At 39.5% G+C, this 15,851-nt stretch carries 12 protein-coding genes, 3 tRNA genes and 1 other annotated feature; of the genes, 2 read left to right on the forward strand and 13 right to left on the reverse strand.

The features are described from left to right. Positions 1-29: 29 nt before the first annotated feature. The 8 genes from JZO83_RS11390 to JZO83_RS11425 form a co-directional block, all read right to left on the reverse strand. Positions 30-2,675, reverse strand: coding sequence for a valine--tRNA ligase (locus JZO83_RS11390; protein ID WP_206856538.1), 2,646 nt, complete (start codon positions 2,673-2,675; stop codon positions 30-32). Positions 2,676-2,722: 47 nt separating this feature from the next. Beyond that, positions 2,723-2,935: a binding site (T-box leader), on the reverse strand. A 109-nt stretch (positions 2,936-3,044) separates the two neighbouring features. Continuing rightward, the gene (locus tag JZO83_RS11395) at positions 3,045-3,698 is read right to left on the reverse strand and encodes a redox-sensing transcriptional repressor Rex (protein WP_206856533.1); all 654 of its coding nucleotides are present in this window, start codon (positions 3,696-3,698) and stop codon (positions 3,045-3,047) included. 189 nt (positions 3,699-3,887) lie between these two features. Next, the gene (gene thiI / locus JZO83_RS11400) at positions 3,888-5,099 is read right to left on the reverse strand and encodes a tRNA uracil 4-sulfurtransferase ThiI (RefSeq protein ID WP_207115812.1); all 1,212 of its coding nucleotides are present in this window, start codon (positions 5,097-5,099) and stop codon (positions 3,888-3,890) included. A 19-nt stretch (positions 5,100-5,118) separates the two neighbouring features. Next, positions 5,119-6,261, reverse strand: coding sequence for a cysteine desulfurase family protein (locus JZO83_RS11405; protein WP_206856528.1), 1,143 nt, complete (start codon positions 6,259-6,261; stop codon positions 5,119-5,121). 185 nt (positions 6,262-6,446) lie between these two features. Further along, the gene (locus JZO83_RS11410) at positions 6,447-8,168 is read right to left on the reverse strand and encodes a septation ring formation regulator EzrA (RefSeq protein WP_206856525.1); all 1,722 of its coding nucleotides are present in this window, start codon (positions 8,166-8,168) and stop codon (positions 6,447-6,449) included. Positions 8,169-8,365: 197 nt separating this feature from the next. After that, positions 8,366-8,920 carry an HAD family hydrolase gene (locus JZO83_RS11415; protein WP_207115813.1) on the reverse strand — a complete coding sequence of 185 codons (555 nt, stop codon included), beginning with the start codon at positions 8,918-8,920 and terminating at the stop codon, positions 8,366-8,368. Between the two features lie 31 nt (positions 8,921-8,951). Continuing rightward, a complete protein-coding gene (locus JZO83_RS11420; RefSeq protein ID WP_207115814.1) occupies positions 8,952-9,791 on the reverse strand; it encodes a Cof-type HAD-IIB family hydrolase in 840 nt (279 codons plus the stop codon). A gap of 124 nt (positions 9,792-9,915) precedes the next feature. Continuing rightward, positions 9,916-10,749, reverse strand: coding sequence for a DUF72 domain-containing protein (locus JZO83_RS11425; RefSeq protein WP_207115815.1), 834 nt, complete (start codon positions 10,747-10,749; stop codon positions 9,916-9,918). Between the two features lie 153 nt (positions 10,750-10,902). Between JZO83_RS11425 and JZO83_RS11430 the strand changes: the two genes are divergently transcribed. Then, positions 10,903-11,871: an asparaginase gene (locus JZO83_RS11430; protein WP_206856515.1), complete on the forward strand. Its 969-nt coding sequence runs from the start codon at positions 10,903-10,905 to the stop codon at positions 11,869-11,871. A gap of 94 nt (positions 11,872-11,965) precedes the next feature. Here the strand turns inward: JZO83_RS11430 and JZO83_RS11435 are convergent, their stop codons facing one another. The 4 genes from JZO83_RS11435 to JZO83_RS11450 form a co-directional block, all read right to left on the reverse strand. Next, positions 11,966-12,715: an acyl-ACP thioesterase domain-containing protein gene (locus JZO83_RS11435; RefSeq protein ID WP_207115816.1), complete on the reverse strand. Its 750-nt coding sequence runs from the start codon at positions 12,713-12,715 to the stop codon at positions 11,966-11,968. A 16-nt stretch (positions 12,716-12,731) separates the two neighbouring features. Then, a complete protein-coding gene (locus JZO83_RS11440) occupies positions 12,732-13,565 on the reverse strand; it encodes a fructosamine kinase family protein (protein ID WP_207115817.1) in 834 nt (277 codons plus the stop codon). A gap of 182 nt (positions 13,566-13,747) precedes the next feature. Then, positions 13,748-15,076, reverse strand: coding sequence for a C1 family peptidase (locus JZO83_RS11445; protein WP_206856509.1), 1,329 nt, complete (start codon positions 15,074-15,076; stop codon positions 13,748-13,750). 165 nt (positions 15,077-15,241) lie between these two features. Continuing rightward, positions 15,242-15,315, reverse strand: a tRNA-Asn gene (locus tag JZO83_RS11450). A 199-nt stretch (positions 15,316-15,514) separates the two neighbouring features. On the opposite strand from JZO83_RS11450, the gene JZO83_RS11455 reads away from it, so the two are divergent. Next, positions 15,515-15,587: transfer RNA gene (locus tag JZO83_RS11455), tRNA-Thr, on the forward strand. A gap of 111 nt (positions 15,588-15,698) precedes the next feature. On the opposite strand, the gene JZO83_RS11460 is transcribed toward JZO83_RS11455, so the two are convergent. Then, positions 15,699-15,772: transfer RNA gene (locus JZO83_RS11460), tRNA-Asn, on the reverse strand. Positions 15,773-15,851 lie beyond the last annotated feature (79 nt).

Here is a 15,851-nt window from a genome sequence, read left to right on the forward strand (position 1 = left end):
GGCAACTTTCGTCACCTCTCTTAATTTATCTAATTGATCGATTTTAATTGTTCGATACGTTCATTTACAGCTGCTTGTTTTTCTAAATAATCTTTTTCTTTGGCACGCTCTGCCTCAACGACGTCATCAGGTGCATTGGAAACAAATCGTTCGTTGTTCAATTTCCCTTGTACACGTTTGACTTCACCTGTCCATTTCGCTAATTCTTTTTCTAAGCGTTGGATTTCCTCTTCAATGTTGATCAATCCCGCTAAAGGTAAGAAGATTTCCGCGCCAGTCAAGACAGCAGACATTGCTAGATCCGGTGCTGTCACTTCACTAGAGATCGTTAGCTCTTCTGGATTACAGAAGCGTTCGATATAATTAGTGTTCTCGATCAAGAATTGATCGATCTTCGGATCATTTGTTTTGATCAATAACGTGATCGGTTTTGATAATGGTGTATTTACTTCAGAACGGATGTTACGAACAGAACGGATCAGTTCTTTCAGTACTTCCATCCCTTTTGAAGCTGCTTCATCATCATATTCCGGTTGAACGACTGGATAGTCAGCAACCACTAAAGAAGTTCCTTTATGAGGAATGTGTTGCCAAATTTCTTCTGTTACAAATGGCATGATTGGGTGCAATAAGCGTAAGATCTGATCGAGTGTATGGACAAGAATACTACGGTTGGTTTGTTTTGCTGCTTCGTCCTCACCATAAAGTGTTTCTTTACTCATCTCAATATACCAGTCACAGAAATCATCCCAGATAAAGTTATACAATTGACGACCTGCCTCACCGAACTCAAATTGTTCAAACAAGTCAGTCACTTTAGCGATCGTTTCATTCAAACGAGTCAAGATCCAGCGATCAGCTACTGTTTTTTCACCGGAAAGATCAATATCTTCTACTGTCATCCCTTCTACGTTCATAATAACAAAACGCGAAGCATTCCAGATTTTATTGATAAAGTTCCAAGAAGCATCCATTTTTTCGTAACTGAAACGTACGTCTTGTCCTGGTGCTGAACCATTCGATAAGAACCAACGTAACGCATCGGCACCGTATTTTTCAATGACTTCCATTGGATCGATCCCATTTCCAAGGGATTTACTCATCTTGCGTCCTTGTTCATCACGGATCAATCCGTGGATCAAGACGTTTTCAAATGGGCGACGTTCTGTAAATTCCAAGCTTTGGAAAATCATTCGGCTTACCCAGAAAAAGATAATATCGTATCCTGTTACCAATGTACTTGTTGGGAAGTAACGTTGGTAATCTTCATTGTTTTCGTCAGGCCATCCCATCGTTGAGAAAGGCCATAACGCTGAACTAAACCAAGTATCCAAGACATCAGGATCTTGTATCCAGTTTTCACTATCAGCTGGTGCTTCCATACCGACATACATTTCACCAGTTTCCTTGTGGTACCACGCAGGAATTTGATGTCCCCACCATAATTGACGTGAGATGACCCAGTCATGAACATTTTCCATCCAACGTAAGAACGTTTGGTTGAAGCGTGGTGGGAAGAATTCCACAGCATCCTCTGTTTCTTGGTTTTGAATTGCCTTTTCAGCTAAAGGCGCCATTTTTACAAACCATTGTGTCGATAAACGAGGTTCAACAACTACCCCTGTACGCTCAGAGTGACCAACATTGTGGATCATCGTTTCGATCTTGATCAAACGACCGATCTCTTTTAGATCAGCGACAATCGCTTTACGTGCTGCAAAACGATCCATCCCTTGATATTTCCCTGCTAATTCATTCATCGTGCCATCTTCGTTCATGACATTCACTCGTGGAAGATCATGACGATTACCAACCTCAAAGTCATTTGGATCATGGGCTGGTGTGATTTTTACAACACCTGTTCCAAATTCCATGTCGACATATTCATCGGCTACGATCGGGATCTCTTTGTTAACTAAAGGTAAAATAACTTTTTTCCCAATCAGTGCTTGGTATCGCTCGTCCTCTGGATGAACCGCAATCGCTGTATCACCAAGCATCGTTTCCGGACGTGTCGTTGCGATTTCAACCACACCTGAACCGTCAGCTAATTCATAGCTCATATGATAAAAGGCGCCTTCGATTTCTTTGTGGATCACCTCAATGTCAGAAAGGGCTGTCCGTGCTTGCGGGTCCCAGTTGATGATGTATTCGCCACGGTAGATCAACTCTTTTTCGTACAAGCTAACGAATACTTTACGAACCGCTTCAGATAAGCCATCGTCTAAAGTGAAACGTTCACGGCTATAATCTAAAGATAAGCCCATTTTTGCCCATTGTTCACGGATATGACCCGCATATTCTTCTTTCCATTCCCATACTTGATCAATGAATTTTTCACGACCAAGATCATAACGAGAAACGCCTTGCTCACGTAGTTTTTCTTCTACTTTTGCTTGTGTCGCGATCCCCGCATGGTCCATTCCGGGTAACCATAACGTATCGTACCCTTGCATTCTTTTTTGGCGAATCAACATATCTTGTAATGTTGTATCCCAAGCATGACCTAAATGGAGTTTACCAGTCACGTTGGGAGGGGGGATAACGATCGAATAAGGTTTTGCTTTCTTGTCGCCACTAGGTTTGAACAAATCTTCGTCTAACCAGTTTTGATAACGTCCCGCTTCAACTTCTTGCGGATTGTACTTTGTGGAGAGATTCTTTTCTTCCGTCATACTGTGTTCCTCCTTTAAAATAAAAAAACGCCCTAAAATACTTTCGTATTTAGGACGTATAGATTACGCGGTACCACCTAATTTGTAATAGCTGCCTATTACCTCTCAAAGTGAGTTAACGATCACTACTCGTTCATCTCTACTCGATTCAAGATAAAAACTCCCAAGCTACCTTCACTAGCTTTCGTTAAGAACGTTCCACCATTCGTTCTCTCTCTCTAAACGTCGGACTAGTTACTCCTCTTGATCAACATCTTGACTCATTTTACAATGGTTAGAATCTAAAGTCAATAAAAGCTCTTAATGAATCACTGATCGATTTGCTGAAAAACAAACCCTTGGAACGTTCATTGTTCGCTCTCTGTGCTGTTATTTAGAAGAAAAGACTTGTGAATAATTCTCATCAAAATAAATCAATGTCTGTAATTCAGTAGTCAAATCGATGTATTGCATATGGACATGTGGCGGGACACTGACACGATCAGGCGCAAAATTCAAGATCGCAGTGATTCCACCTTTGACGATCTCATCGATGGCTGATTGTGAATACTTACTCGGCACAGTTGATATCGCCACTTTGATGCCTTCTTTTTCAACGATTTCACTAAAACGATCCATAGGGTATACCATCACGCCTTCGATTTCTTTCCCTGCAATGGCTGGATCATTATCAAAGACACAAACAATATTCAAATTCGCATTTCTTCTGAAATTATTATGCTTTAATGCTTTTCCTAAATTACCAAAACCAACTAAGGCGATTCTTTTTTCTTCTTCTGTATTCAAGATCCGATCAAACACTTCAATCAAATAGGGAACATCGTACCCATAACCGCTTCGTCCCAATTCCCCTAAATGAGAAAAATCTCTGCGGATCGTTGCGGAAGGTACTTGCGTGATTTCACTGAATTCATTTGATTTGATCCGTTGAACACCAGAATCATTCAACATATTCAAATAGCGTAAATATAAAGGCAACCGTTTGGCTGTTGCTTTGGGTAACGTTTCTGATTTTTCTCGCATATCGCTTCTCCTTGTTAATCATTTCACATAATCTCAGTTTAGCATGGAACGAGGAACCTCGCAATAGGCGGACGCTCAACTCCTTTTAAAAACAAATAAAATAAGCAAGAAAATCAAAAATATAAAAAGTTATTTTTTGATTTTCTTACTTATTTCTTGAAGTTGGACTTTTTTGCCTGCTACCAGCGTTTAGAGTAAGTCAGAAAACTCTTCTGCTTGTTGCTTCGTTGTTTCCGTGTGGATCGTTTCGATCTTCAATCCTGCCAATGCACGTTCGATCATGCCATCGATATCCAATCGTTCTTCATATTGATGGACTTTTTCAAGTCGCGGACGTGTCTTGGGTTGCGGTGGAGCAAAAATCGTACAGCAATCTTCAAATGGTTGGATGGACAAATCAAACGTATCGATTTGTTCCGCTACTTCGATGATCTCTAGTTTATCCATCGTCGCTACAGGGCGAATGATCGGTGTATTCGTAACCTCATTGATAGCTACCATACTTTGAAGTGTTTGCGAAGCCACCTGTCCTAAAGATTCCCCATTTAAAATCACCAAGCCATGACGAATACGGCGGATCTCGTCTGTTAAGCGAAGCATCATACGACGAGTGATCGTCATCCAGTAACCTTGTGGTACCACTCGTTTGATTTCTTCTTGCACTTCTGTAAATGGTACTTCGATGAACTCGATTTTTCCTACATAAGGCGTTAGTTTGACTGTTAGATCTTTGGCTTTTTGCAACGCTTGTTCACTTGTATAAGGCGGACTAGCAAAATGGACCGCTTCGATCTCAACCCCACGTTTCATAGCATAATAACCGGCAACAGGTGAGTCGATCCCTCCTGAAAGCATCAACATGCCTTTACCGCTTGTACCAACCGGCAGACCACCGGCACCTTTGATCGTTTCATAGGAAAGATAAGCACCATCTCGGCGTATCTCCACACGTAAGGCAATATCTGGCTTTCTCATTTGTACTTGGATATCAGGAAAAACATCGATGACTGCATCTCCTAAGGCTTGATTCAGTTCATTACTATTCAATTCAAAACTATGATCACTACGCTTTGCAATGATCTTAAATGTTTCTTTTCCTGTATAGATTTCTTGCATGATCTCCTGAACTGCTTGTTTTAAACTTTGTACGTCTTTTTCCACTTGCACGCTCGGTGAAAAGTTTTGGATCCCGAAGATTTTTGCTAACTTAGGGATGACTAGCTGACCGTCTACTCCATTTAAAAGGAGATGCATACGATCGCGCTCTGCATGAATCTTGATTTCAGGAAAATCGCTCAATGCTTGTCTGACATTTTGTGCCAACTGCATAATAAAACTTCTACGATTTTTTCCTTTTGTTGAAAGTTCACCATAGCGAACCATAATTTCACTGTACTTCAAAAAAACACTCCTCTGATTCTTAATTGATGACTGAAAATTTCTTATACAACTGCTTGAAAATAATCATGAATTGCTCAACTTCTGCCATCGTATTACTTTCGTCCAAGCTGACACGAATAGCGGAAGTAGCTAGATCATTGGGAACTTGCATCGCATGTAGTGTGCTACTTGCCATGTGCTTGCGAGAAGAACAAGCGCTAGTCGTAGAAACAAATATTTGTTTTTCTTCCAGTGCATGGACCAGTACTTCACCGCGGATTCCTTTTAGTGAGAAACACAAAATGTGTGGTGCATAATCGTCACCCTCAGAAAAAATCGTTACTTTATCATACGTATGTAAAGCTTCAATCAATGCTTGTTTAAGATACGCTGTTTGGTTTGGTTTTTGTGCTTTGATATCTAATGCTAATCGTAAAGCTTTAGCCATCGCGACGATTCCTGGCACATTTTCTGTTCCGCTACGTTGATTCTTTTCTTGCCCACCACCGGTCAATAGCGGCGATAAACGACGACCTTTTTTCCAATAAATAAAGCCAACACCACGAGGCCCATGGAATTTATGTGCAGAAAAAGTGGCAAAATCCACTCGTTCAGTCAACCACTCCGCCAAAGGTACTTTACCGATTGCCTGTACTGCATCCACATGAAAATGAATCTTAGGATGATCATTCAAAAAGGTACTGATTTCTTTGATTGGCTGGATCGCACCGACTTCATTATTGACCGCCATAACTGAAACCAAAATCGTTTCTTTACGTACTAATTTTTTCAGCTCATCTACGCGTACGATCCCTCTTTTATCGACAGGCGCAATACTCACTTCGATACCGAGCTTCGTTAATTGTTCAGCTGTTTCACTGACTGCTGGATGTTCAACGCCTGAAATGATCATATGGTTGCCATAGCCAAGTTTTTCCAGCATCGTTCCTTTCAGTACCCAGTTGTTTCCTTCTGTTCCTCCTGATGTAAAATAAATTTCTTCAGGAGAGGCAGAAACTAATTCAGCGATTTGTTTTCTTGCTTGCTGTAACAAGCGATTTGCCTGATTCCCTAAATCGTGTAGACTTGATGGATTGCCGATGATCCGCTGACTTGTTTTGACATACGCATCCAAGCTTTGAGGATAGATCGGTGTTGTCGCACTATTATCGAAATATATCATATAAAACCCTTCTTTTTTGAAATTCTTTTCTATTATAACGGTTGTCCATTACGCTTTCAAGAGGCGTTTGTTTGAGACAAGATAAAAACAATTGAACACTCCTCACTGATCGGTCATGATGGCTCAGTTCCTGAAAAAAAGACAACACTTGGCAATTGCCTGTGTTGTCTTTTTTGATCACGCGATCATACTAAATCAGGATGATTGAAGTAAAAATCTTCAATTCGTTTGAATGCACCTGGTTCTGTGCGCTCTAATGCTGTGCCGATCTCATCCAAAGCTTCTTGATAGTGATATTCTTTATTGAATAAGTAATAACTCTTTTCAATCGCTTCTTTCACTTCTTCGTGTGTGTGGCGATAACGGTTCGCATATTGCAACATTTGTTCGGTCAATGCTGCTGCATCCACTAGATCGTGAGTTTTCTTATCTAGTAACTCTAAGTCTTCTTCGCATAATGCGACAAGACGTTCGACTTCATCCATGTTGACTCTGATTTTATTCAACACAGTACTCAATTCTTCAATGCGTTCTGTTGCCACAAAGAAAAACTCTAGATAATCATTTGGCAAACCTGGTAATCGTTGTTTTTCAACAAACCGTTTAAGACTACGCAATTTAAATTCGAATGTATCGATTTTTTCTTGCGCTTCTTTTTCACCTTTTCTTAGTTCGTGTAAAGAATCGCTGATTTCAACCTGTTGGTTTTCAATATCTTCTAACACTTTGAAAACTTTTTTGTAGAACGTTCTCACTTCTGAGTAAGGAACTTCGTGTTGTTGCAGCTGTGGTTTGATCTGCTCGTTTTGACGTTCAATCTCTTCCACTTCTGTTTGGAAACCACGGACACGCCCGATCTCATTATGGTTCAATGTATAACTTTGAGCGGTATGATCTAATTCGATCAACAATTGACGATTGTTTTTCGTCGCATGTTTGATATATTGTTCGATCGTTGCTTGGTTTTTAGCGACAAAAGCCTGTGCTTCCATCTCACGCTCTAATATATCATATAGTGCATCGATCAGATTGGCCGTTTCACGATTTTCAAATTCTACAGTTTCAACTTCCGTTTTCTCAATATTGATCAACGAACGTTCGATTCGACGATTGATCGTTTCGATATCGCCAACTAGGTTTTCTTCTGGAAAAACATACTCCTCTTTGATCAAGCGGTCATACGTCTCTTGGATCTCCTCAACTTGCGCTGGGAAAGTCGTATTCAAATCTTCGAATAATGGAGGAATTTTTTTCATTAAAGCATCTACTTCATACGTGTGTTTTTCTGCTTTATCTAGCACTTCACGCGCTTCAACTGGATCACCAGAAGTATTTAGAGTAACAAATTGTGTGAACTCATTCTCAATAGTTTTCACTTGTTTTTGTAACTCAGGTAAAGCTGGTCCGTATTGTTGTTCTTCCTCACGAATCGTTGCTTTTAATTCCTCATAAACGTCTAAAGCTTGTTGAACAGCCAAGGAATTACGTTCTTCTGTTTCACGCAACTCTTTCAGACCATCACGAATCTCAGCAACTTCTTTTTCCATTTGGTTCATTGTTGCTTCGGCTTCTTCGACTGCTTTTTTCCCTTTTAAGAATCTAAAGCTCTCATTGAGATTTTCGACTTCAAAGATTTGACTTTCTAACTCGGCAAATGATGAGGTAGAGATGTCATTCCATTTTTGACTCCATTCACGAAAGGTATTTTGGCTTTGCCCCACTAGATGCATTTTTTTGACATCGTCAACTTCTTCAATCACAGGCAAGTCGAATAATTCTTCCTTGCGTTTTTCTAAGACGTCCAATCGATCTTGGTTTTTTTTCTTCATTACGTAACTAACCAAAAAAGCCAGAATGGCGACTATAATGATTGCAATGACGATCCCGATGATAACATTATTTCCCATTTAAGGTTCCTCCGTTTTCAATATGCATCTACTGTCTATATTTGTTTATGATCAGACGAATCTGATTTTGCATAACATTGTTAATACGTCTTTCGTGCAAAAAGACATCTATTTTATATTATAACACACTCTGTTCACTCATACACTACCTACGTAAAAAATCTTTTTTGCACGTGGATAATCTATATTTTTAGCAACTAATCGCTTGCTGACGGTTTTTCTGCGAAAGATTTTAGCTGATCCGCCCTACTTATTTGCTTTTGGATTTCTTTTGTGATCCTGTCTTCTGGCGCGTAATCTCTCTGCCAATTGTCCGGTTTCATTACTTTGTTCGTGATCGGATCATAATGAGGTTTGCCATCTGGAAACAGTTTTCCCATATTCGCTTGATGGACGATGTCAAAAATCTTGGTAGGATCAACGCCAAGTAACGAAAAAGAGCCATAGGTAAAATAAAGTAAATCTGTCAACGCATCCACTTGCTCGACTAAACTTTCTTCTCCCCAAGCCTTTTTTGTAAGCATTTTTTTCTCTGCTTGATCGAGTGCTTGATGCAAATATTGGACGGAATCATGCAATTTTTCTGCATCGCCACCACTCGCTGCTGCTACAAATTCAACTAACTCTTCGATTTTGAAACCTGCTCGATCATCCGCATGTTTTTTAGTAAAAGCAGTTGGTCGATCTGGGATTCTCGGATCAAACGTCCGATGAAATCGTTCCACTTTTTGATAAGGTGTTTCTGGTTCCATACTGAAATTCTTCCTCCTAACAGACACTCGTTCAGTGTACTACACCAAAATGCTTCAATCCTTTATAAATACCATCATCTTCATTTGTCGCCGTAACAAAATCAGCTTCTTGCTTCACAGCAGTTGGGGCATTGCCCATTGCAACACCGATCCCCACACCTTTTAGCATCTCAACATCATTGTAATGGTCGCCGAATGCCATGATATCGGTCAATGCGATACCTTTATTTTCCGCAAACTGTTTGATTCCTAACAATTTAGAACCGCCTTTTGGAATAATATCGACCGTATAAGGATTTGAGCGTTGGAACGAGCATTCTGGAAATCGTTGGACAAGTTTTTCTTGTTCAGACGTTTGGCTCAATAAAATACATTGATAGATCGGCTCGTTCAATATCGCCAATGTTTCATACCGTTTTCGTTGCCGATGTGGACTGAAGACTTGTAAGATTTTTTTCAATAGACGTACCGGAAATTTTTTAGGCAAATGATTCACTATTTTTTTGATGACGATCGATTGCCCTAACATCATCGTCGTTGAACCATCCAGTTGTTCCCGTCCACCAAAAATGATTTGTCGATGATACGCATCCGAAAAGTGGACGATATCGTTCAATACTTTTTTGTCAAATGGCTGGTCGACGATCGTGTGATTACGATCAAAGACTAATTGCCCATTGTAGACAACAAACATATCTAGTTCAAGTTCATCGATCACTTCTTTGATTTTAACGGGGCTACGTCCAGTGGCGACACCACACAATATGCCTTTTTTTTGTAATTGTCCAATCGCATCTTTAGTTGAAGCCAACGCTTTGGCTTGATTATTGACTAATGTGCCATCGATATCAAAAAAAACTGCTTTGATCATGTAGTTCCATCACCTCTTTCAATTATTCGTTGATTAAATTTATGGTCCAATACTATCATTTCTGATTGATAAACATCGTTCATATTTTACATATATTGACAATAATCGGCTAGAAACCGAATATTCAAAACAAATCGATTTGTTTTGGATTAAGCTCCTCTGGTTCGATTCCTAAGATTTTTTGTAACGCCAAGGCATTTTCGGCCGCATCTCCGCCAGAGTTATTATTGAAAATCACACCGATCTGTTTTGTTGATCCTTCTACTTTTTTGATTGCCGCTGCTAGTTCTTGCAACTCTTCTTCAGAATATCGATACAACGTTCTTTTTTTTCGCCAATCCTGATCATTCGCTTGCCAACCTTGCTCATTTCTTCCATGAAAACGAAAAAGCGTAAAATCCGGATTTGTAACATAAGGATCAAAAGGAATCGTCGTATTTAATAGTTGTGGTTCATCAATGACCGCTAAGGAAAACATTGCTTTAGTCATAAATTGTCTTGTTCGAGATAGAAACTGTTCACTATACCAAGAATAATCACGTAACTCGATCGCTATCGGATAGCCGGCAAACCATTTTCTTAGTTTTCTTAAATACGCTACATTCTCTTTCGTACACTTGAACGAAGCGGGGAATTGAACGAGGAAACAAAAAAGTTTCCCTGCTTCATACATTGGCGCCATCACGTCTAAAAAACGGTCGATCATCTCTTCTTCTGATTGATAGTACTTCTGCCAGTCCCCTTGACCGCTAATACCTTGATAAGCTTTCATCACGAAGCGAAAAGATGCGGGTACTTCATTCACCCACTTCTCCACCGATGATTTCCTAGGGATCCCATAATATGCTGTATCTAATTCGACGAATGAAAGCACACTCGCATAATCGTAAAGCGTATTATTCTTTTTTCCTGTTAATTTGTCATGTTCTTTAAATGAAGTCAAGCCAATTTTGATCACGGCGAATCACTTCCATTCGTTTAAAATTCATTATCTTCATTTTATATTCCTAGCCGATCGATTTCAATTGATTCATTCGTAGCAAAACTCTTTTATATAGTATACAATAATCAAGAAACCCTATGCAAAATTATTCGTGAGGAAGTTCTGAAAATGAAAAAAATTCTTATCTTACACACAGGCGGTACGATCGCCATGAAAGAAAATTCTTTAACAGGCGGCGTCAGTCCAGACGTAGCAAACCCACTATTAGATGCAGAAGTAAAAATCCCTGAGAATGTGGATCTGATCATGGAAGACATTTTTAATCTTCCTTCTCCCCACATCATGCCTAAACATATGTTACAACTCAAAGAAAGAATCAACCAAGCACTTCTTTCTGACATCCAAGGGGTCGTGATCACTCATGGGACGGACACATTAGAAGAAACAGCTTTTTTCCTGGATTCAACCATTGGCGACAAACTACCGATCGTCTTGACAGGCGCCATGCGTTCAAGCAATGAGCTAGGAAGTGACGGTTTGTATAATTTTGAAAGTGCCATTCGTGTAGCCAGCTGTGATGAGGCAAAAGACAAAGGCGTTTTGGTCGTGATGAACGATGAGATCCACTCCGCACGTTATGTCACTAAAACCCATACGACAAATGTCGCTACCTTTCGTACCCCTACCTTAGGACCAATCGGCTTGATCACTAAAAATCGCATTTTGTTTATGCAAGAATTACTTGAGGTACAAAGACTAGATATCGCGTCAGTCGAAGGAACGATCCCAATCGTCAAAGCCTATGCCGGTATGCAAGGTGATTTACTCGAAGCACTTGCACACACGAAAGTTGATGGCTTAGTCATTGAAGCATTAGGCGCTGGGAATCTTCCCCCACAGGCATTGACTGCGCTAAAGAAACTTTTGGTCCAAAAAATCCCAGTCGTGTTAGTATCCCGTTGTTTCAATGGAATCGCTGAACCCGTCTACGATTACGAAGGTGGCGGAAAAGACCTCGCAAACATGGGGGTTATTTTTTGTAATAGTATCAATAGTCAAAAAGCCAGACTAAAACTTTTGATCGCCATCAATGGTGGCTTAGCAGAAGAAAATCTCATTCAATTTATGACCCAATAAAAGACGAATCGAGTAGTACAAGATGATAGCAGCCAGTGTTTCATCCTATTAGAAAAGGATGAAACACTTCTGTCATAAACTTGTACTACTCGATTTATTTTGTTACCTCTTTTTTCTCCCACAAGATATTCGCAGCACAATACAGTTGTCCTTGCATTCTGATTTCATGCCTTGTTTTTACCTCTGTTCCAGAAACGACTTGTTCATAATGGCTTTCAATCTCATTGCCATATTCAACTTCTTTATCAAAACGGATCAACACATGTTTAGGTGTGTGCGTAGTAAGAAAATCATACCCAAGAACATCAATGATCCAGTTGAAATACATCGCATTGTTCACGTGTTGATTACTATCAATATCGTAAAACCGCACGCGATAAGGTAACATTAAACCTGATTCGATTGGCTCAATTTTTTCTTGACGTTTGATTTTCTTGATTTTTTCACTCTCAAAAGGTGCAATGATCTCTTCATTAACGCTGCTCATCTTACGATTCACTAGATCCATCAAGACAAATACTGATTCGATCTCAACTAATTCATTGCCTTCCTCATCATGGATCCAAAAATTACGATAACAGAAGAATTTGTTGTACTGCATCGCTTGTGTAGTGATAGCGATATTTTCACCTACATGAGGCAAGCGATTGATTTTCATTGAATAGTTTGTGATCACCCAAGTCAAACCAAATCCGCTAACAAAATCGGTTCCTCGGTTTAAATGATCACTTTGATCTTCCGAAGTTTTGATAACAACTCCTAACATCGACGGAAACGTCATTGTTTGATTGATATCACATTCATAGTAAGATACTTCATGTTTTTTTGTATATTTTTGTGCCAAAAGAAAAAACCTCCAGTTACTTCTTCATTAATATATGATCGACCTGTGTGCCATAACTCTCGCCAAACATGTTGAGATGGGCTAACAAGTAATAGAGTTGGTACAGTGGCAAGCGAGTCTCCCACCCTTCGTCCAATGGCCAGCTTTCTTGATAAGCTTCCAAGAATTCTGGGCGAAATCCGCCGAATAACTGACTCATCGCAATATCTTGTTCACGATTCCCATAAGAAACTGCTGGATCGATAAACACTGGTCTTCCTTGTCTATCATAGAAAACATTACCACTCCATAAATCTCCATGCAAGAGGCTAGGAGTGATCTTTTGATGAACTTCACGACTCAATACTTCTTCTTTCAACCGCCGATACTCTTTTTGGCGGGTGTCATTCCACCGATTATTTTTCTCAGCCACATCAATTTGAGCTTCCAAACGATTTTTAAAAAAGAACGTCCACCAATCTTCTTCGAACGTATTGATTTGTGGTAAACTGCCTAAATAATTATCTTTGCGAAACCCAAACTGTGGTGCAGTCGAACGGTGGATCTTCACTAAGTCTTTTGCAAGTTCACGTGGATCACCTTTTCCTGGTTCGATCCATTCCATCAATAGATATGCACCTTCATTTGTTTCCCCTAACATATACGTTTCAGGTACGCGTACATGTGGTGCCAACTCTTTTAAGCCATCCACTTCTGCTTCAAAAAAGCGTTTCGTCACATGGGGATGGATTTTTAAAAAATAAGATTTCTGTTGTTCTTCAATTCGATAGTTTTGATTTACATCTCCCCCAGTAATTGGTATAACTTTCCCACTTAAACGAATCTCTGCCAACACTTCTTGAATATCCATTTTCGCTCCTCCTTGCTATTTCGCAAGATCGATCATTCATCGATCAAGTACGCCCACAACAACTCCTTTATTAGTTAAAAGTATAACACAGGTATTTATAAAAACCTGAAATCAAGAAAACAAATAAAAACAGACACAGAAAACCATCGAGGCTTCTGTATCTGTTTTTACTGATTTCGTAATTAAGCTAATGCACCCATTGGATCCCATGGTGCTAATAAAGTTGGCTCAGCATTGAAAGCTGCTAGTTGTTCTTCCGTCAATAAGTCTTTGCGGACAACGATTTGATACGTGTATTCATCCATCCACTCGTCGCTCATCACAAAGAATCCTTTATCTCCGACTTTTTCTCCCCAACTGTTTTCCACTTTCCATTTCGTCGATTTTCCATCAACCAAATCCACGCCAGTCAAGACCATCGCGTGAGTCATCAAGCTTTCTCCATGATCTAAACGCTCCGCTTTTGTCATAGAAAAATCTAAATCGAATAATTCATCCATCTCATAAACATCTGTTGCCATGATCCCACTATCTCTTGTAGAAGATTGACCAACATCACAACCAAACCACACAGACTCTCCTTGTTCCAGTTGAGCAATCGCCAAGTTTTTGAAAGTCGTCATGTCGACATTTAGATATTTGACTTCTTTGCCCCCAACGACATTCCCTAGCATTTCAACCGTATAAGAACGATCATAAGGTTTGTCCGCTGTAGGTGCATTGATGATACTTACATAATCATCCAAATTTACACCAATATATTTGTCGTAAAACATTTGAGGCGTCAATTGTTGATCGATATGATAATTTTTTTCTTCATCACGATACTCAAAATCAAATTCAGTTGGCGGTGTTCCCAATGAGATCGTTAGAAACTGATAGATGCCAGCTAGCATTTTTTCTTTTTCTACTTGGATCTCTTCACTTGTTTTTCCTTCTGCCACTAATTGACGCAATTTGATCGCGTCTTTACGCAATAATTTGTTCAAGTAATTATTTAAATCACGAGAATTTGAACTATTTGCGCTTTCTGGCATCACTGATTTAGGCACGACACCATATTTTTGGAATAATGATACGATCATATCCCACTGTCCACCATCTTGTTGTGGCACAGCCAATAAGAAAGCGACTTTACGGCTATCTAATGCTTCTTTCCCCGTAGCAAGGATGTTTTCATAAAAATAATTTGCTTTTTCGTATTTATCCCAGAAGAAAGTATAGTTTTGAGACAATTCAAATTCCTTTAAGTGGAATTGATTCAACAGTTTGTGACGGAATGTGTTCAACGCCGCAAACATCCAGCAACGTCCAGATTGTTTTTGGTTTGACACTTTTCCTGTCGCTAGATCGACAGAAAATACCGGTGTGTTTTTTGTATGTGAAGAAATATTTTCTGCTGAAGCTGTGATCCCATTCTTTACAACTGCATTTTGTAAAGCTTGTTGCTTATTATTTGTTTGAAATTGAGCTTCAAATTTTTTGGTCATATCTGGTGTAATCGCGTTCATTTAATCATCCTTCCCGATTGAAAATATATCTCCATTTTACTCTTTAACCCTTTGAATTACAATGTGCTATTCTGAAAATTCAGAACAATCATGCGATTCTCTCTTCATTAAACCAAAGGAAAAACAAAAAAGATCTAGGAGAACTCTCCTAGATCTTTGCTATTACTCCGGCAGTAGGACTCGAACCTACGACATCATGATTAACAGTCATGCGCTACTACCAACTGAGCTATGCCGGAATCAAACTACATGAATATCATATCAATTTTCACTAAATAACGCAATACTTTTTTATGATTTTCTAAATAATTACTAATTAACCATCGTTATTTTATATTTGTGAGAAAAGGCTCAATTTCTTTTGAAAGTCACCTATCCATCTAGAAAACTTATTGACAAATGAATGGAAATTAGTTATCCTATTTAAGTAGTAAAAATGCCGCTTTAGCTCAGCTGGTAGAGCGCTTCCATGGTAAGGAAGAGGTCGACGGTTCAAGCCCGTCAAGTGGCTTCAGTAAGACAACGTTGTTGAGACGTTGTCTTTTTTATTTTCCCTAGATTCAACAGCTTACAAGTTTTCAAGACAACAAAAAAACACAACAGATTCTGTTGTGTTTAAGTACTCCGGCAGTAGGACTCGAACCTACGACATCATGATTAACAGTCATGCGCTACTACCAACTGAGCTATGCCGGAATAATAATACCAGCGTGGCGGCGTCCTACTCTCACAAGGGGCAACCCCTCACTACAATCGGCGCTAAGAAGCTTAACTT

The sequence above is a fragment of the Enterococcus sp. DIV1298c genome (assembly GCF_017316315.1).
In the GTDB taxonomy this organism is placed as follows: Bacteria; Bacillota; Bacilli; order Lactobacillales; family Enterococcaceae; genus Enterococcus_B; species Enterococcus_B mangumiae.

What these genes read in the sequence shown, in the direction of transcription:
- JZO83_RS11430 (WP_206856515.1), top strand. Translation starts at nt 10,903, where the DNA reads ATGAAAAAAATTCTTATCTTACACACAGGCGGTACGATCGCCATGAAA.
- JZO83_RS11410 (WP_206856525.1), bottom strand. Translation starts at nt 8,168, where the DNA reads ATGGGAAATAATGTTATCATCGGGATCGTCATTGCAATCATTATAGTC.
- JZO83_RS11445 (WP_206856509.1), bottom strand. Translation starts at nt 15,076, where the DNA reads ATGAACGCGATTACACCAGATATGACCAAAAAATTTGAAGCTCAATTT.
- JZO83_RS11390 (WP_206856538.1), bottom strand. Translation starts at nt 2,675, where the DNA reads ATGACGGAAGAAAAGAATCTCTCCACAAAGTACAATCCGCAAGAAGTT.
- JZO83_RS11415 (WP_207115813.1), bottom strand. Translation starts at nt 8,920, where the DNA reads ATGGAACCAGAAACACCTTATCAAAAAGTGGAACGATTTCATCGGACG.
- JZO83_RS11440 (WP_207115817.1), bottom strand. Translation starts at nt 13,565, where the DNA reads ATGGATATTCAAGAAGTGTTGGCAGAGATTCGTTTAAGTGGGAAAGTT.
- JZO83_RS11395 (WP_206856533.1), bottom strand. Translation starts at nt 3,698, where the DNA reads ATGCGAGAAAAATCAGAAACGTTACCCAAAGCAACAGCCAAACGGTTG.
- JZO83_RS11405 (WP_206856528.1), bottom strand. Translation starts at nt 6,261, where the DNA reads ATGATATATTTCGATAATAGTGCGACAACACCGATCTATCCTCAAAGC.
- JZO83_RS11420 (WP_207115814.1), bottom strand. Translation starts at nt 9,791, where the DNA reads ATGATCAAAGCAGTTTTTTTTGATATCGATGGCACATTAGTCAATAAT.